The sequence below is a fragment of the Modestobacter sp. VKM Ac-2979 genome, from assembly GCF_026967995.1.
Taxonomy (GTDB): domain Bacteria; phylum Actinomycetota; class Actinomycetes; order Mycobacteriales; family Geodermatophilaceae; genus Modestobacter.
The window spans coordinates 263,478-285,818 of sequence record NZ_JAPVBO010000008.1 but is presented as its reverse complement, the minus strand read 5'-3'; the positions used below and the strand labels follow the sequence as shown (position 1 = coordinate 285,818).

The 22,341-nt window shown below is 72.0% G+C and carries 18 protein-coding genes; 6 read left to right on the top strand and 12 right to left on the bottom strand.

What is annotated here, in order from left to right:
* Positions 1–3 precede the first annotated feature (3 nt).
* The 3 genes from O2W15_RS22385 to hutH all read left to right on the top strand — a co-directional run bounded on the left by O2W15_RS22385 (position 4) and on the right by hutH (position 3,033).
* Positions 4–567 (top strand): dihydrofolate reductase family protein, encoded by a 564-nt coding sequence (locus O2W15_RS22385; RefSeq protein WP_269163356.1) that lies wholly within the window; start codon positions 4–6, stop codon positions 565–567.
* A 41-nt stretch (positions 568–608) separates the two neighbouring features.
* On the top strand, positions 609–1,409 hold the full coding sequence (locus O2W15_RS22380; protein ID WP_206330524.1) for an IclR family transcriptional regulator: 801 nt from the start codon (positions 609–611) through the stop codon (positions 1,407–1,409).
* Between the two features lie 73 nt (positions 1,410–1,482).
* A complete protein-coding gene (hutH, locus tag O2W15_RS22375; protein ID WP_269181044.1) occupies positions 1,483–3,033 on the top strand; it encodes a histidine ammonia-lyase in 1,551 nt (516 codons plus the stop codon).
* A gap of 313 nt (positions 3,034–3,346) precedes the next feature.
* Here hutH and O2W15_RS22370 read toward each other — a convergent pair whose 3' ends face one another.
* From O2W15_RS22370 to O2W15_RS22315, 9 genes are all read right to left on the bottom strand, one after another.
* A complete protein-coding gene (locus tag O2W15_RS22370; protein ID WP_269181043.1) occupies positions 3,347–5,917 on the bottom strand; it encodes a hypothetical protein in 2,571 nt (856 codons plus the stop codon).
* Between the two features lie 782 nt (positions 5,918–6,699).
* Positions 6,700–6,939 (bottom strand): hypothetical protein, encoded by a 240-nt coding sequence (locus O2W15_RS22365; RefSeq protein ID WP_269181042.1) that lies wholly within the window; start codon positions 6,937–6,939, stop codon positions 6,700–6,702.
* A gap of 357 nt (positions 6,940–7,296) precedes the next feature.
* Positions 7,297–7,920 carry a hypothetical protein gene (locus tag O2W15_RS22360; RefSeq protein ID WP_269163361.1) on the bottom strand — a complete coding sequence of 208 codons (624 nt, stop codon included), beginning with the start codon at positions 7,918–7,920 and terminating at the stop codon, positions 7,297–7,299.
* Between the two features lie 184 nt (positions 7,921–8,104).
* A complete protein-coding gene (locus O2W15_RS22355; RefSeq protein ID WP_269181041.1) occupies positions 8,105–9,799 on the bottom strand; it encodes a long-chain-fatty-acid--CoA ligase in 1,695 nt (564 codons plus the stop codon).
* Positions 9,800–9,891: 92 nt separating this feature from the next.
* Positions 9,892–10,980: a cold-shock protein gene (locus O2W15_RS24115; protein ID WP_442928886.1), complete on the bottom strand. Its 1,089-nt coding sequence runs from the start codon at positions 10,978–10,980 to the stop codon at positions 9,892–9,894.
* A gap of 120 nt (positions 10,981–11,100) precedes the next feature.
* Positions 11,101–11,904 carry an alpha/beta hydrolase gene (locus O2W15_RS22330; RefSeq protein WP_269181040.1) on the bottom strand — a complete coding sequence of 268 codons (804 nt, stop codon included), beginning with the start codon at positions 11,902–11,904 and terminating at the stop codon, positions 11,101–11,103.
* A gap of 39 nt (positions 11,905–11,943) precedes the next feature.
* A complete protein-coding gene (locus O2W15_RS22325; protein WP_269181039.1) occupies positions 11,944–12,699 on the bottom strand; it encodes a nitrilase-related carbon-nitrogen hydrolase in 756 nt (251 codons plus the stop codon).
* Positions 12,696–13,898: a pyridoxal phosphate-dependent aminotransferase gene (locus O2W15_RS22320; protein ID WP_269181038.1), complete on the bottom strand. Its 1,203-nt coding sequence runs from the start codon at positions 13,896–13,898 to the stop codon at positions 12,696–12,698. The genes O2W15_RS22325 and O2W15_RS22320 overlap by 4 nt, the downstream gene beginning before the upstream one ends.
* An 18-nt stretch (positions 13,899–13,916) precedes the next feature.
* Positions 13,917–14,783 carry an SDR family oxidoreductase gene (locus tag O2W15_RS22315; RefSeq protein ID WP_269181037.1) on the bottom strand — a complete coding sequence of 289 codons (867 nt, stop codon included), beginning with the start codon at positions 14,781–14,783 and terminating at the stop codon, positions 13,917–13,919.
* 116 nt (positions 14,784–14,899) lie between these two features.
* Here O2W15_RS22315 and O2W15_RS22310 point away from each other — a divergent pair, with 116 nt between their 5' ends.
* The 3 genes from O2W15_RS22310 to O2W15_RS22300 are packed head-to-tail and all read left to right on the top strand — an operon-like array spanning position 14,900 to position 18,182.
* Entirely contained in the window at positions 14,900–15,499 is a 600-nt protein-coding gene (locus O2W15_RS22310) for an acyl-CoA-like ligand-binding transcription factor (protein ID WP_269181036.1), read from the top strand.
* 40 nt (positions 15,500–15,539) lie between these two features.
* Entirely contained in the window at positions 15,540–17,231 is a 1,692-nt protein-coding gene (locus tag O2W15_RS22305) for an MDR family MFS transporter (RefSeq protein WP_269181035.1), read from the top strand.
* Positions 17,232–17,234: 3 nt separating this feature from the next.
* The gene (locus O2W15_RS22300) at positions 17,235–18,182 is read left to right on the top strand and encodes a nucleoside hydrolase (RefSeq protein ID WP_269181034.1); all 948 of its coding nucleotides are present in this window, start codon (positions 17,235–17,237) and stop codon (positions 18,180–18,182) included.
* A 4-nt stretch (positions 18,183–18,186) separates the two neighbouring features.
* On the opposite strand, the gene O2W15_RS22295 is transcribed toward O2W15_RS22300, so the two are convergent.
* The 3 genes from O2W15_RS22295 to O2W15_RS22285 all read right to left on the bottom strand — a co-directional run bounded on the left by O2W15_RS22295 (position 18,187) and on the right by O2W15_RS22285 (position 22,296).
* Positions 18,187–19,203: a zinc-dependent alcohol dehydrogenase family protein gene (locus tag O2W15_RS22295; protein WP_269181033.1), complete on the bottom strand. Its 1,017-nt coding sequence runs from the start codon at positions 19,201–19,203 to the stop codon at positions 18,187–18,189.
* 73 nt (positions 19,204–19,276) lie between these two features.
* On the bottom strand, positions 19,277–20,068 hold the full coding sequence (locus tag O2W15_RS22290) for an SGNH/GDSL hydrolase family protein (RefSeq protein WP_269181032.1): 792 nt from the start codon (positions 20,066–20,068) through the stop codon (positions 19,277–19,279).
* A complete protein-coding gene (locus tag O2W15_RS22285; RefSeq protein ID WP_269181031.1) occupies positions 20,065–22,296 on the bottom strand; it encodes a glycoside hydrolase family 3 C-terminal domain-containing protein in 2,232 nt (743 codons plus the stop codon). The genes O2W15_RS22290 and O2W15_RS22285 overlap by 4 nt, the downstream gene beginning before the upstream one ends.
* Positions 22,297–22,341: the final 45 nt, after the last annotated feature.

The window sequence follows — 22,341 nt, the reverse complement described above, 5'->3', positions numbered from 1 at the left end:
ACCATGCGCAGAGTCGTGGCCCAGATGGCGGTGTCGCTCGACGGGTACTTCGAGGGCCCGGACGGCGACATCGGCTGGCACCACGTCGACGAGGAGCTGCACGACCACTTCAACCGGCAGCTCGCGACGATGAGCGCCTTCCTCTTCGGCCGGGTGACCTACCAGCTGATGGAGGAGTACTGGCCGGCGGCTGACCAGGACCCCGACAGCTCGCCCACCGAGGCGGAGTTCGCCGGCATCTGGCGGGAGATGCCCAAGGTGGTCTACTCGAGCAGCCTCGCCGCCCCGGGTGAGAATGCCACCCTGGTGCGCAAGGTCGTGCCCGACGAGGTGCGGGCGCTCCAGGCGCAGCCCGGGGGCGACATGGTGCTGGGCGGGGCGCGGCTGGGCGCGGCCTTCCGGCGGCACGACCTCATCGACGAGTACCGGCTCTACGTGAACCCGGTCCTGCTGGGGGCCGGGCGCCTGCTCTTCGGTCCCGGCGAGAAGCCCATGGACCTGCGCCTGGTCGAGACCCGCACCTTCGGCAACGGCGTCGTCCTGTTGCGGCACGAACGGGCCCGCTGACCGCGGGCAGCGCGGGGTCGATCGCGCCGTAGGCTCCCCCGGTGCCGGAGCCGGTCCCCTCACCCCGGACGCCGCGGGGCGGGGTGCCCGCCGCCCGGCAGGCCCTGGCGCTGCTCCAGGCGCTGGCCCGCTCCCCCGGCGCCGTCCCGGCCGCTGCGCTCGCCCGCGACCTGGGCCTGCCGCGGTCGACGACCTACCACCTGCTCGCCGAACTGGTCGACGCCGGCTTCGTCGTCCACCTGCCCGAGGAACGCCGGTACGGGCTCGGGGTGAGCGCCTTCGAGATCGGCAGCGCCTACTCCCGGCAGGAGCCGCTGGCCCGGCTGGCCCGCCCGGTGCTGGCCCGGCTGGTCGACGCGGTCGGCCACTCCGCGCACCTGGCGGTGCTGCACGGCCGGGAGGTGCTCTACGTCGTCGAGCAGCGGGCGCCGGGTCGGCCGCCGCTGGTGACCGACGTCGGCGTCCGGCTGCCGGCCCAGCTGACCGCCAGTGGCCGGGCGCTGCTGTCCGGTCTGCCGCCGGCCCAGGTGCGGGCGCTGTTCCCCGACGCGACCGCGTTCGTCGACCGGCACGACCTGGGTCCCCGCCGGCTCTCGGAGCTGCGCCGGCTGCTGGGCGAGGTGCGCCGGGCCGGGTACGCCGACGAGGACGGCGAGGTCACCCCGGGCTTCGCCTCGGTCGCCGCGGCGGTGCACGACCACGCCGGCCGGCCGGCGGCGGCGGTCGCGGTCACCTTCCCCACCGAGGACGTCGACGCCCCGGGGCGGACGGAGCTGGCGCAGCGGGTGGCCCGGGCGGCCGCCGAGCTGACCCGCCGGATCAACGGCCGCCGCCCCGACTGAAACGTCTGGGATCCCGGACAGCACTCGGCTGGCGAGCCTGGATCCCCGACCGCGGGCCAGGTCGGATGGACCCATGAGCACAGCGGTGGACACCCAGCAGGTCATCGTCGGCAGCGGACCGGTCTCCCCGGAGGACGTCGTCCGGGTGGCCCGGGACGGCTGCGGCGTGCGGCTGTCGGAGGAGGCGCTGGCCGGGATCGCCGCCACCCGGGCGGTCATCGAGCGGCTGGCCGACGACGACCGCCCGCACTACGGTGTCTCCACCGGGTTCGGTGCGCTGGCCACCCGGCACATCCCGGTCGCCCAGCGGGCCCAGCTGCAGCGCAGCCTGATCCGCTCGCACGCCGCCGGCTCCGGCCCGGAGGTGGAACGCGAGGTGGTGCGGGCACTGATGCTGCTACGGCTGTCGACGCTGGCGACCGGGCGCACCGGCGTCCGGCCGGAGACCGCCCGCAGCTACGCGGCGATGCTGGATGCCGGGATCACCCCGACCGTGCACGAGTACGGCTCGCTGGGCTGCTCCGGCGACCTCGCGCCGCTGTCGTCGATCGCGCTGGCGCTGATGGGCGAGGGCACCGTCCGGGACGCCGCCGGGGTCCTGCGCCCGGCCGCCGAGGCGCTGGCCGACGCCGGGCTCGCGCCGGTGCAGCTGGCGGAGAAGGAGGGCCTGGCGCTGGTCAACGGCACCGACGGGATGCTCGGCATGCTGCTGCTCGCGCTGGCCGACCTGCGCCGGCTGCTGAGCAGCGCCGACGTCTCCGCGGCGATGAGCGTGGAGGCGCTGCTGGGCAGCGACGCCGTGTTCGCCGCCGACCTGCAGGGGCTGCGCCCGCACCCCGGGCAGGCCGACTCGGCGGCCAACCTGCGGGCGCTGCTGGCCGGCAGCGGCGTGATGGCCAGCCACCGCGGCCCGGAATGCACCCGGGTGCAGGACGCCTACTCGCTGCGCTGCGCCCCGCAGGTGCACGGCGCCGCCCGGGACACCGCGGTACACGCCGCCACGGTCGCCGAGCGGGAGCTCGCCGCGGCCATCGACAACCCGGTGGTCACCGTGGACGGGCGGGTCGAGTCCAACGGCAACTTCCACGGCGCCCCGGTCGGCTACGTGCTCGACTTCCTGGCGATCGCGGTCGCCGACGTGGCCAGCATGAGCGAGCGGCGCACCGACCGGATGCTGGACGCCGCCCGCAGCAACGGGCTCCCGCCGTTCCTGGCCGCCGACGCCGGGGTCGACTCCGGCCACATGATCGCCCAGTACACCGCCGCCGGGATCGTCAGCGAGCTGAAGCGGCTCGCGGTGCCGGCCAGCGTCGACTCGATCCCCTCCTCGGCGATGCAGGAGGACCACGTCTCGATGGGCTGGGCCGCCGCCCGCAAGCTGCGCCGGGCGCTGGACGGGCTGACCCGGGTGCTGGCCATCGAGGTGCTCACCGCAGCCCGGGCGATCGACCTGCGCGCCCCGCTGCAGCCGGCAACGGCCACCGGCGCGGTCCGGGACGCCGTCCGAGCCGCCGGCGTGCCCGGCCCCGGCCCCGACCGGCACCTGGCCCCGGAGATCGAGGTCGCCGTCCAGCTCGTCGCCGACGGCGCCGTGCTCACCGCCACGGGGCTGCCCCTGCACTGAGCCGGCACCCCATCGGTGAGGTGAGAAGGGCCTCGTGATGACTTGGTGCCGCGCCCGGCAAGTACGCCCTTAGGGCGGCCTATGGGACACAGCGCGTCGCCATCCTGCGTCCGCGCGGCGTAAGCCACGGTCTACCGGGGTGGACGGCCGCCACCATCCTTCTTGAACCGTGGCAGCTCCTGAGCTGCCACCGACAGGCGGTCTTTAGATTGCTTTCCTGGGTACATATCCCCACCCGAAGCGAGGCCCTTCGCAGCTTACCAAGATTTCCGCGTTGCTCCAGCGACCGATTTAAGACAGTTTCGGTGTTGTTTCAGCGACCGATGTAGGACGAAGTATTCGCCCCTAGAACGTCAGCTGGTCCTGTGAAGGTGACGTGCTGACCCACTTCTAGATTGCGAAGCACTCTCGTCGATGCCGCTAGGTTCGCGTGCACGTCTCGTACGGGCTCGCAACGAAGTTGGTGCGCTAACGCCATCGGCGCTAAGTCGTACCACAACAAGACAACTTGGAGAGCGATCAACGCTGACGTAGTGCCCAGGACTACCCCCCACTCTGAAGTCCCGAAGACGGAGGCGATAACCGCACCCACCGCCAAGGGAACGCCCCCGACACAGACCACCATCCTGTACAGGCGACGCAGGCGCATCGACAGAACCAGGCCAACTGAGATTGATGTTGGAATAGTCGCCGCGCCAGCCGTCGCGACAAGAAGTGCAATGGGACTTAATAGGAGAGCCCCAGGAACTAGAGATGCAAGGGTGCCCAAGGACCATGGGCCGAAAGCATTCGACGCCACGCTGAGGGCCAACAACACCAGCATGACGAGTGCGGCTTGAACGAAAGCCTCGCGGTCCACCATCTTGAACCGTCTCTCAAAGTAGCTTTCGGGAGGTCCGATGGCTAGCGCGCCCAGCGCGACGCTGAAGCCGAAGACTCCTGCCTGCGTTATCAATAACAGGCAGGCGACGAATACTCCGCTATCGCGGAGGCTCGGCCCGTATCGCCTAGCCAGGCTCGGAACCAGGGGTGCCGCGACAAGGGCGAGCAGTGCTGCCCCGTAGAGGTGGTCTTCAAAGAAGTGTCTCCGGGCACTGCCCGTGAGAAACACGAATAGGACCGCCAAGAGTCCCCATGCCAGTATGTGCCGACCGACCCTGACTGGAGTTTCAGGGACTAGACCGAAACGGACGCTTGGCACGAACCGTAGGACGGCGAGAACCGCAGGGATAGCGACGGCCACACTCACAGCAGGGAGCAGCAGATAAGCCGTCGCTTGGGCGTCGATAGCCTGGAAAGCACCATACTGCAGGTTGAAGATTGCGTAAGCCACACCGTCGATGAGCATAATGCAGATCAGGCACGCTGCCGCCAGTCGTGCCGGCGCCCGTAACCAGAGGAGTGAGCGCCATCCGACTTGGGCTCCGAGGTGGAAGTTCTGGCGGGCCAGCAAGGCGAGACCGATTCCGAGCGCCAACCACACACATACGACGCTCGGCATCCACGTCCCTGCGCCACCAGAAGCAACAACGGAGATACCAATGAGGACCACCGTTACAGATGATTCCTCCAGGGATCTCAGTCGCAGAAGATTGAAGGGGCCAAACATGCAAACACATAGCCCCAGAGCGAATAAGCATGCACCTATGCCGGACAGTCCCGACAAATAAAGTTCAAAGCGCGTCCGCCCGCGCCCGATATCAACGTAGAGTGCCAGACTGGCAGCCACCATGCCAAGAACTTGGACCGCTGCCGCAGACCGCGCTGTGACAGCAGCATGAGCATCCATAAGGCGGCATGCCACACAGATAACGGCGCTCAGCACCGCGCCAACGAGCAGGGCGCACATAGCGATGTACTTGGCGGCATTCTGCACAGGTGTGGGTGGCGCGAACCCAGGCATCAATTGCGCAGCCGTGAAAGCGGGATCCAACGGGAGACCCAGAATGCTAGAGTCGTAGACCTCCATCGCCAGATCAACTCCAACCATTGCGGAGAAGATCAAAGGAGACACTGCCACGAAGGCCGGCCTACGCGCGGCCATGAATGCCACTGCTCCTGCAAGGGCCGCCCAAAAGCTTGTGTCGACGACTAGCAACCATAGCCACGTAACGCAACCAGCGACCGCCAAGCGGCCCTGGTGCCTGATGAGCGTGCGCCCCAACTCCGCAGAGCCGCCCAGGCGACACAGGGCGCCGAAGATCACGGCTCCAAATAGGATTGCTGGGGTGGCTTCGGGGCCCCATATCAGAAAGCTGCCAGTCGCATAGGACGCGGCTAGAGCGAGGGAAACACCCACACCGGGCCGTCGGCCGGTTATGGCATACGTTCCGTGACACAGCAAGAAGAGGAGGACTGGGGTGCCGACTACGAGCGAAAGGGCTTGGACGACATAACCACTCATCCCGTCCGCTGAGCCTGACAGAATTGCCAGTAATACTGGCAACGCCAAGAGGGCAAGTATCGATGAGAAGAACGGCCAGCGGTTCCTGATGAGTCGGGCAACCAGGCCCACCATATCCCGAAAGCGGGAGCATATTATGGGTGCCGCAAACATGTGAGTCGGCTCCACCGCGCGCTCGCGCATTGCCGTCACTGCCTTAACCATGGCCACCGAGCGATTCGAGGCATCCGAGTCGACCGACGACTCCATAATCGTCTTTAGTGCCAGCCCGTGCTCCGGGCCGCCGGGTTCGTCGGGCGCGTGACGAAGCTCCAGGGATGAAGCCCTTAGTGCGTCCGTCGCTGAGTCAAGCGAGGACTGATCGGCGCATCCGCCAGCGTTGATGACGATGGCGGTCCGCTCCCTGGAGCCCCTGAGCCACCGATCGATGCTCGCAAGACTTTCGCAAGCTAAGTGCCCTTCGGAGCGAATGATGGCCACGCCGTCGAATGCCAGAGGGGTAGATCTGCTTCGAGGAAGTTGGTGGATGGCGAGCCAAGATTTCTCGATTTCGGTGGCGGCTGTGCCACCGCCCCAGGCGCAAATCACGATGGTAGGTATTCCTAAGCGATTGGTCACCGTGGAGGCGCAATCAACAGCATACTGCCCATTCGCGGAGGCTAGCCACAGAATAGATGGTCGCTCAGACAGAGCAGCCGTCAGTGACGTTATGTCATGAGCGGAGCCACCGGTGACTAGACCGCCTGTTTCCCATAATCTAGTGTGGGTGTTTACCTCAGACGCCCCTCGGATGGCGGTGAGCCTCCTTGGTGGAAGGATGGCGATAGCGAGGAAAACTGCGACCAAGACCGAGGTAAGGGCAATCAGGCTGCTTCGGGTATCACCCGAGGGAAAGACTTCTTCCGCGTATAACGCCACCGCCAAGACGGCCATGGAGACCACGGACAGGGAACCACAAACTGCGATTCTCAAGATCGACAGGAACGTGTACCGTCGCACCTGCCACCTCCCCCGCGTGTCGCGGACGATAGCGCCCCCGGTCGTCTGTACGACCACGGGTCGGCGTCTCTGTGCCAGGCTTTCAGGGCCGTCAACTCCGGGCATGCCGGAGTGGAGCCTGCGTCCGGCTGGCGAACCCTCCTCACGCCCATAGTGGGCCGCTCAGGGACAGCGACGCCGGGCTCGCGCCGACGACGGCCTGGGATCCACCAGGTGCTCCTCCGCCTACCCGGTTCGCCCGTTGTGCTTGGAAGTGCCTACTTCTAGGGCGACTCGCCTCTACGAACCCGGCCAGCGGCGTAGTGCCCTTGCAGCAGTACGGACCCGGCCAGCAGCACGGCCATGACGCCCGAGAATGACGAACCTCGCCCAAACGTGAAGCCGGCCAGGCCCAGGAACAGGACGAACGAGGGGATGTCCCAGCGCCAACGGAACCAGAAGATCGGCATGAAGGGCTGCCTGGCGTACGTCGGCCTGGGGCCCTGCTGGTCACGCTGATCCATGCGGCCGAAGGTAGTGCCGGCCGGACCGTACCGGCCCCTCCCGCTGCCGAAGATCATCCCGCCGGGCGACGGCCGGGAGGTAGTTGGACGCCTGTCCCATAGTGGGCCAGTCCCGGACGACGGCTCCGCCGGATTGTCCCCCTGTTCGACGAGCTCGGCCGCCAAGCCCCACCCGAGTACGCCACAATCCACCTGATGGAAGCCATGGACACGAACGACATCCCCGATGACGCGACCCCTGGAGCCGACCGCCTCGACGTATGACGCCGTAGAGCCTCACCACTTGAGCTGACCCAACGAACGGGACTCATCGGCGGGAGGTCAGCGCCGTCTCGATTCACCAGGTGTGGAGGGGAGTCATCCTGTGATCCTTCCAGCGCGCATGGCGCCGAAGGCGTCCAAGTTCTTGGCCCGCTCTTGGCTGATCAGCTGCCATACCAACTCACAGACCCATTGAGCTCCTCCGGTGCGCCCGAGAAGTGCATCCGCGTCGTAGTCACCGTCGCTGAGGCCAGCCGCTCCAGCCAGGAGCGACACCGCCGCATTCCGCTCCGAGGCCGGCGCCGTCGCCAATGGACGGATCAGTCGGCGTTCGGTGGTTCGACCCCAGCTGTCGCGCGGCCGACCAGTCTCATACCTGCGTCGTCGACGTAGTGGGGTCACGCTCCGGCTCCACGCACCAGTTCTCACCAAGTCCTCGACCACTACAAGCTGCCCCGAGGACCCAGTGACGATCCACGCGTCCAGGGTCAGCGATCGCTCGGTCAGGGCCCGGGCAGCGTCGTCCAGCGGCGCCCAGCCGACCGGATCCGCGTCTACATGGATCGCGTCACTGTCGTTGTGGAGCCTTCCCAACCGGACGAGATCGACGATCCGGGCTGCGCGACTGGCGTAGTCGAGCAGGAAGTGATCGACGAGGCGTCCCCGCTCATCCACACATGCGCCCGCCAGCCCCGCGGTGACCGTGTCCAGGACGTCCATGAGGTGATCTTGGCAGCCTGTAGCGGTTGGCGACTGGCTGGATGCCTGTCCCGCCGTGACCGGTCAGGGAGCGCGGCGCTCCGGGCGACGCGCTAGGAGTCTCGTGCGGGGACGTGACGCCGCCGGGTCGGGTTGACCGCCGGCAGGCACAGTCAAGCGGGCCCGCCCGTGCGGGGGCCGGGGATCAGTCGGCGAGCAGTTGGTCGCGGACCTCGCGGCGGAGGACCTTGCCGATCTGCGAGCGGGGCAGGTCCTCGACCGCCACGATCCGTCGCGGCACCTTGTAGCCGGCCAGGGACGCACGGGTGGACTCCCGGACGGCGTCCAGGTCCAGTTCACGCTCCAGCACCACCGCGGCGACGACGTCCTCCCCGTTCTTGCCGGGCAGGCCGACGACGGCGGCGTCGGTGATGCCGTCGACTGCCTTCAGCACGTCCTCGACCTCGGAGGGGTAGACGTTGAAGCCGCCGGTGATGATCAGCTCCTTGATCCGGTCGACGATCCGGACGAACCCGTCGTCGTCCACCTCGACCACGTCGCCGGTGCGCAGCCAGCCGCCGGGCAGCAGCACGGCGGCGGTCTCCTCCGGCCGGTTCCAGTAGCCGGAGAACACCTGCGGGCCCTGCACCAGCAGCTCGCCGCGCTCCCCCGGCGCCCGGTCGACGGTCGGGTCCTCCGGGTCGACCACCCGCATCCGGGTCGACGGGAAGGGCAGCCCGACGGTGCCGGTCCGGCGGGTCGGCCCCACCGGGTTGCCGATCACGATGGGCGATGCCTCGGTCATCCCGTAGCCCTCCACGACCAGCCCGCCGGTCACCCGCTCCCACAGCTCGGCGGTCTCCAGCGGCAGCGGCATCGCCCCGGAGATCGCCACCCGGGTGCCGGACAGGTCCACGCCGCGCTCCTCGGCCGCGGCCGCCAGCCGCTGGTACATCGGCGGCACGCCGGGGAAGAACGTCGGCGGCCGCTTCTTGGCTGCGGCCAGCACCTGGTCGACGTCGAAGCGCGGGAACAGCACCAGCACCGCGCCCAGCCGCACGGCCGCGGCCAGGCAGAGCAGCACGCCGTAGGCGTGGAACATCGGGAGGACGCCGTAGAGGACCTCCTCGCCCGCCCGCAACTGCGGCACCCAGGCGAGGGACTGGGTCACGTTGGCGATCAGGTTCCGGTGGGTGAGCACCGCCGCCTTGGGGACGCCGGTGGTACCGCCGGTGTACTGCAGCAGCGCCACGTCCTCGTGCGCCGGGCCGGGGTGGGCGTCGTCCAGCGGGGTCGCGCCGGCCACCGCGGCGTCCCAGGACGTCGTCCCGGGGGCGGGCTTCGTCATCGCCGCCCGGGTGGCCCGGGCCTTGGGCACCGGAAGCCGCAGCGCCAGCCGCTTGACCAGCGGCAGCGCCCGGCTGAGGTCGACCGCGAGCACCTCGCGCAGCTCGGCGGCGTCCAGGCCCTGGACGACGGGGGCGACCACGTTCCAGGCGACCGCGACGGCAGCCCCGTGGTCGCGGAACTGGGAGCCGAGCTCCTCGGGGGTGTAGAGCGGGTTGTGCTCGACCACGATCGCACCCAGCCGCAGGACGGCGTTGAACGCGACCACGTGCTGCGGGCAGTTGGGCAGCACCAGGGCCACCCGGTCACCAGGCCGCACCCCCAGGTCGTGCAGCACCGTCGCGGCCCGGGCGACGGCGTCCCGGAGCTCGGCATAGCTGGTCGCGGCGCCGAAGAACTCCAGCGCCGGCCGGTCGGGGAACCGTTGCGCCGCCGCGGTCAGCAGGTCCGGCACGGTCTCCCGGGGGATGTCGACCTCGGCCGGCACGCCGTCGGCGTAGCTCCGGGTCCAGGCCGGTGCCTCCGGCGTCCCGCGGTCCGGCTCGGTGACCATGTGCTCCTCGTTCGCGACGGCGCACCCGGGGTCGGCAGCGGGCCGTCCGTCCCGCTGACCGCCGCGGGTGCCCGGCGGTCAGCGGGAGGGTGTCAGAGCGGCTGGACGGAGTCGGCCTGCATGCCGCGGTCGCCGGCGCTGGCGGTGTACTCGACCCGCTGGCCCTCGTCCAGGCTGCGGTAGCCACCGTCGTCGGCGATCGCGGAGAAGTGCACGAACACGTCGTCCCCGCCCTCGTCGGGCTCGATGAACCCGAAGCCCTTCTCGGCGTTGAAGAACCGCACGGTGCCCTGGCCGCCAGCACCGCCGCCGCGGGGAGCCCGCGGAGCGCGCGCGCTGCGGTCGTCCCGGCGGGGCCGGTCGTCGCGTCGGTCGTCGTACCGGGCCGGCGGACGCCCGCCGCCCGACGGGCGGACCGAGTCGGCCTGCATGCCGCGCTGGCCGGGGCTGGCGGTGTACTCGACCCGCTGACCCTCGTCCAGGCTGCGGTAGCCACCGTCGTCCTCGATGGCGGAGAAGTGCACGAACACGTCGTCCCCGCCCTCGTCGGGCTCGATGAACCCGAAGCCCTTCTCAGCGTTGAAGAACCGCACGGTGCCCTCGGAAGCGCGCCCACCGCGCGGGGCGGGCGCGTCCCGGCGGCCGCGCTCCTCGCGCTGGGGCGCCCGGCCGCCGCCGAGCGGCTGGACGGTGTCGGCCTGCATCCCACGCTGGCCGGGGCTCGCGGTGTACTCGACCCGCTGACCCTCGTCCAGGCTGCGGTAGCCACCGTCGTCGGCGATCGCGGAGAAGTGCACGAACACGTCGTCCCCGCCCTCGTCGGGCTCGATGAACCCGAAGCCCTTCTCGGCGTTGAACCAGCGCACGGTGCCCTCGGACCCGCCCCCGCCGCCGCGGGGCGCCCGCGGTGCGCGGACCTGACGCGGGTCGTCACGGTGCCCGCGCTCCTCGCGGGCGGGCCGGCCACCGCCGCCGCCCAGCGGCTGGATGGAGTCGGCCTGCATGCCCCGGTCGCCGGAGCTGGCGGTGTACTCGACCCGCTGCCCCTCGTCCAGGCTGCGGAAGCCCCCGTCGTCGGCGATCGCCGAGAAGTGCGCGAACACGTCCTGCCCGCCGTCGTCGGGCTCGATGAACCCGAATCCCTTCTCGGCGTTGAACCACTTGACCGTGCCCTGCGGCATCCTCTAGCTCCTGCACATCTCGTCGTCCCAGCTGGTACCTACCTGTACCAGGGTCCTCCAGCCTGCCTGCTCTGACGACCCGGCCTCCTCACCGGGGTGCCGAGCGGCTTCGCCGGGCGGTCAGCCGCCGGCCCGGCCGAGCCTCTCGACGGCCTCGCCGGCGATCTCCGGCGGCACGGTGTGCGGCCCGTCGAACTCACGGTAGGTCACCGTGTAGCCGTCCTCCTGCAGCGCCGGCACGATCCGCCGGCTGGTCCGCTCCACCGGCAGCACCTCGTCCGCCACTCCGTGGGAGACGAAGATCGCGGGCCGGCCGGTACGAGGTGCCGGCGGGACGAAGCCCGGCGAGAAGGCGACCACGGAGCTGAACAGGTCGCCGTTGGCCAGCCCCAGGCCGAGTGCGTAGGAGGCACCGTCGGAGAACCCGGCGACCGCGATCCGCCCGGGGTCGACCGGCAGCAGCCCGAACACCTCGCGCAGCGCGCGGTCGATCAGCTCGACGTCGGGGCCCCAGTCGCTCCTGATCGCGTCCCACGTGCTCCCGCGGGAGGCCGGGGACAGCAGGAGCAGACCGTGCTCGTCGGCGAGGCCGCGGAGCAGGGCCAGCCCGCCCTCGGCGTCCCCACCCGCGCCGTGCAGGGTGACCAGGAGCGGTGCTGGCCCCTCCGCGGGCAGGGTCGGGGGCACGTACAGCAGGGCGTCCCGGTCGTCGGCCAGGCCCAGCGGGTGGGTGCCGGGGGCCGGCGGTGGCCCGGTCGGCGAGATGCTGCCCGGACGCACGGTCAGGACGGCGGGGTCCGGTCCCCCCTCCCCACCCTCCGGCGCGGCCCCACCGCCGCCTGGGTCGGGCCGGCCGCAGGCCGCCAGCAGGGCGGCCCCGGTCAGCTGGCCGCAGGCGGCGAGGAACGCTCGACGGGTGGGCACGGCAGGCAGGTACCCCGGATCAGCCCGGGCACCACCGGCTCAGCTCCGGCGGTCGGCGATGAACCGGAACCGGTCGCGGGTGGCGGTGACCTCGGCGGCGTCGACGTCGGCCAGCACGATCGTCTCCACCCCGGAGGCGGTCGCCAGCAGCTCGCCCATCGGGCTGATGACCCGACTGTCCCCGGCGTGCTCGGTGCCGTCGCCGGCCGTGCCGACCCGGTTGCAGCCGACCACGTACGCCTGGTTCTCGATCGCCCGGGCCTGCAGCAGGGCCGACCAGTGGTGCCGGCGCGGGCTGGGCCAGTTCGCCGGCACCAGGTAGACGTCGGTCTCCGCGGCGGCGGCCCAGAACACGTCGGCGAAGCGCAGGTCGTAGCAGATGAACGGGGTGATCCGCAGGCCGCCGACCTCGACGGTGACCGGGCCGGTGCCGGACCGGAACCGGGTCCGCTCGTCGGCGAAGGGGTGCAGCTTGCGGTAGCGGTGGGTGGTGCCGTCCGGGCCGGCGAGCACGAACGTGTTGTAGGGCAGCTCGCCCTCGACGTCGGTCTCCGGGCAGGTGCCGGCCACCCAGACGCCGTGCTCGGCGGCCTGCGCGGCGAGGAACTCCGACGACGGCCCACCTTCCGGCTCGCCGATCCCCGGGGTCATCGAGAACCCGGTGGAGAAGGTCTCGGTGAGCAGCACCAGCTCCGCCCCGGCGCCCACCGCACGGGCCACCTGCGGGGCCAGCCGCGCGAAGTTCGCGTCCCGGTCCTCCCAGACGATGTCGTGCTGCACTGCGGCGATCTTCATGTGAGCCTCCTCAACCGCTGCGCCGCCTCGGCCAGCACCTCGTCCCGCTTGCAGAACGCGAACCGCACCAGGTGCCGTCCCAGCTCGGCGTGCTCCGGTGAGTAGAAGACCACGGTCGGGACGGCGACCACCCCGGCGCGCCCGGGCAGTGCCCGGCAGAAGGCGATGCCGTCGCCGTCGGGCTGCCGTGGGCGGACGTCGACGGTGGCGAAGTAGGTGGCCTCGGGGCTGACCACCGGCAGCCCGGCGTCGGCCAGCCCGGCCACCAGCAGGTCCCGCCGGCGCTGGAGCTCGGCAGCCATCCCGGTGAAGTACGTGTCCGGCAGCCGGAGCCCGGCGGCGATCGCCGGCTGGAACGGCCCGCCGTTGACGAAGGTGAGGTACTGCTTCGCGGTGCGGACCGCGGACACCAGCGCCGCCGGGCCGCAGACCCAGCCGGTCTTCCAGCCGGTGGTGTTGAACGTCTTGCCGCCGCTGCTGACCACCAGCGTGCGCTCGCGCATGCCGGGCAGGGTGGCGATCGAGACGTGCTCGGCGCGGGCGAACACCAGGTGCTCGTAGACCTCGTCGGTGAGCACCAGCAGGTCGGCGGCGTCGGCCACCTCGGCCAGCACCGCCAGTTCGGCCCGGGTGAACACCTTCCCGGTCGGGTTGTGCGGGGTGTTGAGCAGCAGCAGCCGCGCTCGCGGGGTGACCGCCGCGCGCAGCTCGGCCTCGTCGAAGGTCCACGGTCCGGTGGCGACCTCGCCGGAGGAGGCCGGCGGCGGGCGGAGCGGCACCGGCCGGAGCACGCCGCCGGCCATGGCGACGGCGGCCGCGTAGCTGTCGTACATCGGCTCGAAGAGCACCACCTCGTCGCCGGGCTCGAGCAGCCCGAGCAGCGCGGCGGTCAGCGCCTCGGTCGCCCCGGCGGTGACCAGCACCTCGTCGACCGGGTCGTAGGTCAGGCCGCGGAACCGCTGCTGGTGCTCGGCGATCGCGGCCCGCAGGTCGGGCTGTCCGGGGCCCGGCGGGTACTGGTCGTGCCCGCTGCCGATCGCCGCCCGGGCGACGTCGAGCACCTCGGCCGGGCCGGGCTCGTCGGGGAAGCCCTGGCCCAGGTTGATCGCACCGGTGGCGACGGCCAGTGCGCTCATCTCGGCGAAGACCGTCGTCCCGAAGCCCTGCAGCCGGGAGGCGAGGTACGGCGCGGAGGTCACCGGCTCATCCTGCCGTGCTCATCCTGTTGTGGTCGCCATCCGCCGCAGCACCTCGGCGAGCGGGGTGGCCGGGCGCCCCAGCAGGTCCGGGACGGCGGTGCTGATGGCGGCCATCTCCCCCGCGGCGATCGCCGTGTAGGTGGAGACCCAGGCGTCGACCAGCCAGCGGGGCGCCTCGTAGGAGGCCCGCGAGGCGTACGCCTCCTCGACCGTCTCCTCCTGGTACCGCGCCGGCCGGCCGGTGACGGCGGCGATCGTCTCGGTGACCTCGGTGAGGGTGAGCGCTGCCGGGCCGGTCAGGTCGTAGCTCGCCCCGGCGTGCGGCGCCGGGTCCTGCAGCACGAGCGCGGCGACGGCGGCGATGTCGTCGATCGCCACGACCGACGCCCGACCCTCGCCGGCGGGTCCGCGGAGCACGCCGTCCTCGCCGACCATCTCCGGCATGTCGTCGGCGTAGAGCCCGTCGCGGAGGAACGTCGTGGTCAGGCCCAGGGCCCGGGCGTGCTGCTCGGTCGCCCAGTGGTCGCGGGCCAGGAGGAACGTCGCGTCCGGTGCGGCGCCGAGGAAGGACACGTAGACCAGGTGCCCGACGCCGGCGTCGGCCGCCGCGTCGAGGAAGCTGCGGTGCTGCTCGACCCGGTCGGCGGACTCACTCCCCGACACCATCAGCACCGTGTCGACTCCCGCCAGCGCCTCGCGCACGGCCGACCGGTCGGCGTAGGGCGCCACCGCCACGGTCGTGCCGGGCAGCTGCGGGGCGCGCGCCGGGTCGCGGACCAGCAGCCGCTGGCGCACCCCGGCGTCGGCGAGCAGCCGGGCGACCCGGCCGCCGAGCCGCCCGGTCGACCCGGTCACGGCGAGGGGCGGGAGCTCCGAGTCGGTCACCGGCCGATCCTCGCCGATGGCCGCCGGTGCCGCCCACCCGACGACCATCGGGCCGGGACTCGCCGTGCAGGGAGCGCATGTTTGCAGTCTCTGCACTTTGCTGTCATGCTCGCGACGTGACCACGGGCCTGCGCGAGCGCAAGAAGCAGGCCACCCGCGCGGCGCTGCACGAATCGGCGCTGCGGCTGGTCGCCGAGCGCGGGCTGGACCGGGTGTCGGTCGACGACATCGCCGCCGACGCCGACGTCTCCCCCCGCACCTTCTTCAACTACTTCCCCTCCAAGGACGACGCGGTCATCGGCCTGGACCCGGAGCACCCACTCCGCCTGGTCGAGGCACTGTCCGCCCGGCCGGCGAGCGAGACGCCCGTCCAGGCGCTGCGCGCAGTGCAGGCGGCCGAGGCCGCGCGGATGGCCGCGGAGACCGAGCTGTGGCCACTGCGGCTGCAGGTCGTCGACGCGCACCCGGCGCTGGCCGCCCGGCTCACCGCCTCCTTCGCCCGGAGCGAGCAGGTGCTGGCCGAGTGGCTGGCCGCCCGCACCGGCACCCGGGCCGAGCTCGACGTCCAGCCCAGCCTGCTCGCCGCCGTCCAGGGCTCGGTGATGCGCAGCGCGCTGCACCGCTGGCGGGCCGGCGACTACACCGCCTCGCTGCCCGCCCTCGTCGCCGAGGGCTGGGACCAGGTCGAGGCGGGCTTCCCCGCCCCGCGCCACTGACCCGACCGACCTTCCCCCCGCACCACCCCTGAGGAGCTCCATGTCCAGCGCGCCCACCGCCGCGCCGCCCATCGTCCTGACCCGCCGGCGGATCAACACCATCTTCGGCGCGCTGCTGGCCGGCATGCTGATGGCCGCGCTGGACCAGACGATCATCTCGACCGCGATGCCGACGATCGTCGGCGAGCTCGGCGGCGTGTCGCACATGGCCTGGATGACCACCGCCTACCTGCTGGCGACCACCCTGGTCATGCCGGTCTACGGCAAGTTCGGCGACCTGTTCGGCCGCCGCACGCTGTTCCTGGTCGCCATCGGGCTGTTCACCGCCGCGAGCCTGGGGGCCGCGCTGGCCCCGGACTTCGGCTGGCTGGTGTTCTGGCGCGGCGTGCAGGGCCTCGGCGGCGGTGGGCTGATGATCCTGTCGCAGGCGATCATCGCCGACATCGTGCCGGCCCGGGAGCGGGCGAAGTACATGGGCCCGATCGGTGCGCTGTTCGGGCTCTCCGCCGTGGCTGGGCCGCTGGTCGGCGGGTTCTTCACCGACTCGGCGGCACTGGGCTGGCGCTGGTGCTTCTGGGTCAACGTCCCGATCGGGCTGGCGGCCTTCGCCGTCGGCTGGGCCGCCCTCGCCCTGCCGCGCAAGCGGAACACCACACCGTTGGACCTCGCCGGCATCCTCACCCTGTCGATCGCCACCACGTCGCTGGTGCTCGCCACCGACATCGGCGGCAGCGAGGGCTGGGGCTCCTGGCAGGTGCTGGCGCTGCTGGGCGTGCTCGCCTGCTCGATCGCGGCGTTCGTGCTGGTGGAGCGGCGGGCGGTCGAGCCGATCGTCCCGTTGACGCTGTTCGGCAACCCCACCTTCGTGGTCGCCACCGCGCTGGGCATGGCCGTGGGCCTGGGCATGTTCTCCGCGATCGCCTTCATGCCCACCTACCTGCAGATGAGCTCGGGCCTGTCGGCGGCGAACTCCGGCCTGCTCATGCTGCCGATGACCGCCGGGATCATCCTGACCATCCAGAGCTCTGCCGCGGTCATCATGCGCACCGGCCGCTACAAGGTGTTCACGGTCGCCGGGGTCGCGCTGATCCTGGCCGCGATGCTCTGGATGACCACGCTGGCCGGGGACACCGCGCTGTGGACCGTCGGCGCGATGTTCTTCCTGCTCGGCGCCGGGCTCGGGCTGATCATGCAGAACGTCGTCCTGGCCGCGCAGAACGCGGTCCCGGCGGCGCAGATCGGCACCGCCACCTCGACGAACAACTACTTCCGCGAGGTGGGCGCGGTGCTGGGCGTCGCCGTCTTCGGCACGCTGTTCACCAGCCGGCTGGGCGACCGGCTCGGCGAGGCCCTGGCCGGCAACCCCGAGCAGGCGGTGCAGGCGGGGATCACCTCCCCGGACACGCTGGTGCCGACGGCGGTCGAGGCCGCGGGTGAGCCGCTGCGCACCGCGATCGTCGACGCCTACGCCGACGCCCTGGCGCCGGTGTTCTGGTACCTGGTGCCGATCCTCGTCCTCGCGCTGCTGCTGGCCCTGGCGCTGCGCGAGGTGCCGCTGTCCGACGTCGCCGGGATGGTGGCCCGCGGTGAGGCGGTGTCGTCGGAGGAGGAGCTGGCTGCCCTGCGCACCGACCCCGGGACCGACGAGCCCGTCCTGGTGGTCGAGCAGGGCGGCAGCCAGGACGACGACTCGTCACGCCGCGCCCAGGGCGCTTCTCACGTGGAGGCCTGACCGATGAACCAGCCCCGCATCCGCGTCGTCGTCGACAACGACTTCAGCGGCGACCCCGACGGCCTCGTCCAGCTGGCGCACCACGCGCTCTCACCGTCGGTCGACCTGCGGCTGGTCATCGGTTCGCACCTGCGGCCCGGTGATCACTTCGATCCCTCGGACACCACCGCCGACAACGCCGCCGAGCTCGCCCGCGAGGTGCTCGCGCTGGCCGGCCGCCCTGACGTCCCCGTCCTCGCCGGGTCCAACGTCGGTCTGACCGACCGGGTGACGCCGATCCGGTCCGCTGCCGCCGAGGCGCTGATCGCCGAGGCCATGCGCACCGACGTCGACAGCCCGCTGTACGTCTGCGCGGGTGCCGGACTCACCGAGGTCGCCAGTGCCTGGCTGATCGACCCGCGGATCGCCGAGCGGCTCACGCTGGTCTGGATCGGCGGGCCCGAACACCCCGACCTGGCCGAGCCGCCAGCGGGCGCGATGCCGATCGAGTACAACCTGCTCATCGACGTGCTGGCCGGATCGGTCGTGTTCGGCGACTCCGCCGTCCCGATCTGGCAGGTGCCACGCGACGCCTACCGGCAGACGCTGGCCACCTTCGCCGAGCTGCAGCTGCGGATGGCCGAGCAGGGTCCCCTGGGTGCGCGGCTGTTCGCCGCGCTGGACGGCCTCCGTACGGAGGCCATCCAGCACGCGTTCAACCTCGGCGAGACCTACATCCTCGGCGACAGCCCGCTGGTGCTGCTCACCGCGCTGCAGTCGGCGTTCGAGCCGGACCCCTCCTCGAGTCGGCACGTCGTCCGGGACACACCGGGGATCTCTGCGGACGGGCAGTACACCGACGTTCCCGGTGCGCGGCCGATGCGCGTCTACACCCACCTCGACTGCCGGCTGATGATCGAGGACCTGTTCGCCAAGGTGCAGCTGCACGCCCGAGCCGAGGGGAGCTCCTGACCGGTCAGGGCGTCAGCAGCGCCTTGACCGCGCGGCGCTCGTCCATCGCCCGGTAGCCCTCGGCGGCCTGGTCCAGGGGCAGGGTCAGGTCGAACACCCGTCCCGGGTCGATCGCCCCGGACCAGACCCGGTCGATCAGGTCGGGCAGGAAGCGGCGCACCGGGGCGGGGCCGCCGTGCAGCCGCACCATCATGGAGAACAACTGCCGCCCGGTGATCTCCACGCCGTGCGGGACGCCGACGAACCCGACGCCGCCACCGGGGCGGGTGGAGCGGATCGCCTGGTCCATCGACTCAGCGGTGCCCACGCACTCCAGGACGGCGTCGGCCCCCACCCCGTCGGTGAGGTCCCGGATCCGCGCCACCCCCTCGTCGCCGCGCTCGGTCACGATGTCGGTGGCACCGAACCCGGTTGCCAACCGCTGCCGCGGTTCGTGCCGGCTCATGGCGATGATCCGCTCGGCTCCCAGCTGAGCGGCCGACAGCACGCCGAGCAGTCCGACGGCGCCGTCCCCCACCACCGCGACGGTCATCCCCGGCTGCACCCCGGCGGCGACGGCGGCGAACCAGCCGGTGGCCATGACGTCGGACAGGGTGAGCAGGCTCGGCAGCAGCTCGGGGGCGGGGACCTCGGGCGTGGCGACCAGGGTGCCGTCGGCGTGCGGCACCCGCAGCAGCTCGGCCTGGGCCCCGGTGATGCCCACCCGGTGCGCGCAGGCGCTCTGGTAACCGGCCCGGCAGTGCGCGCAGGTGCCGTCGGAGGCGATGAACGGCACGATGACGAACTGGCCGGGCCGGACGGTGGTGACGTCGCTCCCGACCTGCTCGACGATCCCGCAGTACTCGTGACCGATCGGCGTCGGCTCGGTCACCTCGTTGATGCCGCGGTAGGGCCACAGGTCCGAGCCGCACACGCAGGTGGCGGAGGCCCGGACCACGGCGTCGGTGGGCTCCACGACCCGCGGGTCCTCGAGCTGCTCGACGCGGACGTCGCCGGGGGCGTGCAGGACTGCTCCGCGCATGGGGGCGGTGTTCCTCTCGGGGTTCGGGTCGGACCCGTCCTCCTTGCCCGCCCCCGCCGGGACGAACCGCCGGTCAGCGCGCCCGGTCGGCCGACAGCTGTTCGACCAGCAGGTCCGCGACGGCCCGCATGCCGGCCGCGTTCGGGTGGTACGGCGCGACCCCGCCGCCCAGCAGGTCACCGAACACCCAACCGGTCACCCACGGGTCCCGCGAGCCGACGGCGTGGTCGCGGGAGATCGCCGAGGCCGCCACCAGATCCGCCCCGCTGTCGCGCGCGGCCGCCGCGGTGGCCACCTCCAGCCGCCGGCCGACGTCCGCGCAGAGCCGGCGGTGCTCCTCGTGCATCGGGAAGGCGGCCGTGGGCTCGGCCGGCACCACGGTCAGGTAGTCGACCAGCACCACCCTCGCCCGGGGCGCCCGCCGGCTGACCTCCTCGACCAGCCGGGCCAGCCGGTCCGGCAGCGCGGCCAGTGCCGTGCTCACCGCCCCGGGGTCGACCGGGGTGCCGAAGAACGCCCGGGCCGGCAGCGGCGTGCCCTCCGGGTCGGCCTGGAAGGAGCAACGCAGCAGGGTGAGCAGGTACTCGACGTCGTTGCCGCCGACGGTGACGGTCACCAGGTCGGTGTCCGGGCCGACGGCGTCGATCTGCGGCGGCATCGTCCCGCCGATCAGCAGCGCCTGCGGCCGGGTGAGGACGTCGTCGATCGTGGCCCCGCCGGAGGTGACGTCGACCAGGTCGTACCCGAGCCGCTCGGCGAGCAGGTGTGCGTAGTTGCGGCCCGACCGCGCGCACCCCGGGTGGAGGATCGGGTCGATGCCCGGGCCGGCGGCGAAGGAGCTGCCCAGGGCGACGTAGCGGGTCACCGGGCGGCCCGGGCCGCCGCCATGAGCCGCTCGAGCTCCTCGGCGGGGATCGCCCCACCGAAGTCCGCGGCGAACCGTCGCATCGGCATCGAGCCGATCATCTGCAGCATCCCGGCGTGCATCTCACCGGCGCCCTCGGGCATCGTCGCCAGGAAGCCCTCCAGCAGCTGCGGGCCGGCGACCGGGTGCTCGAACCACTCGGCGACCGACGACTGCAGGGTCAGCTCCCGCACGACGACGTCCCCGGCGAGGTCGATCGTCCGCTCGTCGACGACGTCGGTGGCGCTGCGGCCGATCTGCACGGTGTGCTCCCCCGGCGCCACGACCCAGGCGTGCTCCCGGACGTCCCAGTACGCGAACGCCCGGCGGCCCAGCTCGAACGCCACCGTCGTCGACTCCCCCGCCGCCAGCGAGACCTTGGTGAAGGCACGCAGCTCGCGGGCCGGCCGCCGCACCGGTCCGGCGGTGGTCGCGACGTAGACCTGCACGACGTGCCGGCCGGCCCGCGCGCCGGTGTTGGTCACCGTCAGGGTCACCGTGGCCGCGTCGTCGCCGACGGTCCGCACCTCCAGGTCGCTGGTGGTGAACGTCGTGTAGCTCAGCCCGTGACCGAAGGGGTACCGCACCGGGCGGTCGACGGTGACGAACTGGCGGTAGCCGACCATCACGCCCTCGGCGTAGCGGACGTGGCCCTGCTCCCCCGGGAAGTCCAGGAAGCTGGGGGTGTCCGCCAGCCGCAGCGGAATGGTCTCGGCCAGCCGGCCCGACGGGTCGGCGACGCCGGTGAGCAGGTCGGCCAGCGCACTGCCGCCGGCCTGGCCGAGCAGGAAGCCGGCGAGCACGGCGTCGACGTCGTCGTGCCAGCCCTCCAGGGAGACCACGCTGCCCGAGGAGAGGACGACGACCGTGCGGGCGCTGACCGCGGCCACCGCACGGATCAGCTCCACCTGGGCCGCGGGCAGGTCGAGGTGGGTGCGGTCGACGCCCTCGGTCTCGTCGGCCTCGGCCAGCCCGGCGAAGACCACGGTGACGCCGGCGTCCCGGGCCAGGCCGACGGCCTCCTCCCGCAGCGCGGTGGCGTCACCGGCGCCGTCGAGGGCGTAGCCGGGCGCGAAGGCGAGGTCCGGGTGCACGGCCTGCAGCGCGGTGAGCGCGTCGTCGACCCGGGTGGCATTGACGTGCGAGCTGCCGCCGCCCTGGAACCGCGGCGTCCGGGCGAACTCGCCGACCACGGCGACCCGCTGCCCGGGCGCCAGCGGCAGCGCGCCGCCGTCGTTCTTCAGCAGCACCGCGCAGCCGGTCGCGAGCTCGCGGGCGAGCGCGTGGTGGGCGTCGGCGTCGAAGCCGTCGGTCGGCTCGCCGACGTACCCGGCGAGCGCCGCCACCCGGCGGACGCTGCGGTCGACGACGGACTCCTCCAGCCGGCCGCTGCGCACGGCGTCCACCACCAGGGCGTTGCCGGCCCCGTGGTCACCGGGCATCTGCAGGTCCAGGCCGGCCTCGAGGGCGGCGACCCGGTCGTCGACCGCACCCCAGTCGGAGACGACGGCCCCGGTGAAGCCCCACTCCTCGCGCAGCACCTCGGTGAGCAGCCAGCGGTGCTGCGAGGCGTAGACCCCGTTCACCTTGTTGTAGGCGCACATCACCGTGGCCGGCTGGGCCTCGGTGACGACCCGCTCGAAGGCCGGCAGGTAGATCTCCCGCAGCGTGCGCTCGTCGACGTCGGCGCTGACCTGCATGCGCTGCGTCTCCTGGTTGTTCGCCGCGAAGTGCTTGACCGACGCGCCCACACCCGCGCCCTGCTGGCCGCGGACGTGCGCCGCGCCGAGCACCCCGGCCAGCAGCGGGTCCTCGGAGTAGTACTCGAAGTTGCGGCCGCACAGCGGCGACCGCTTGATGTTCACCCCCGGCCCGAGGACGACGGGGACGCCGATCGCGCGTGCCTCCACCCCGATCGCCGCCCCGATCCGCTCGGCGGTCTCCGGGTCCCAGCTGGACCCCACGGCGACGGCCGGCGGGAAGCAGGTGGCCGGCACGCTCTCGATGAGGCCGATCTGGTCGAGGTCGCCCACCTGACGGCGCACCCCGTGCGGCCCATCGGTGAGCACCACCGAGGGCAGCCCGGCCGCCTCGACCGGCGGGGTGGACCAGAAGTCCTGGCCGGAGAGGAGGGCCGCCTTCTGCTCCAGCGGCAGCGCGGTCGGGTCGGACGGGGTGGTGGCAGTCACTCCCCGATCCTGCCGACCGCCGGCCGCCCGCGTCGCCGCACATGC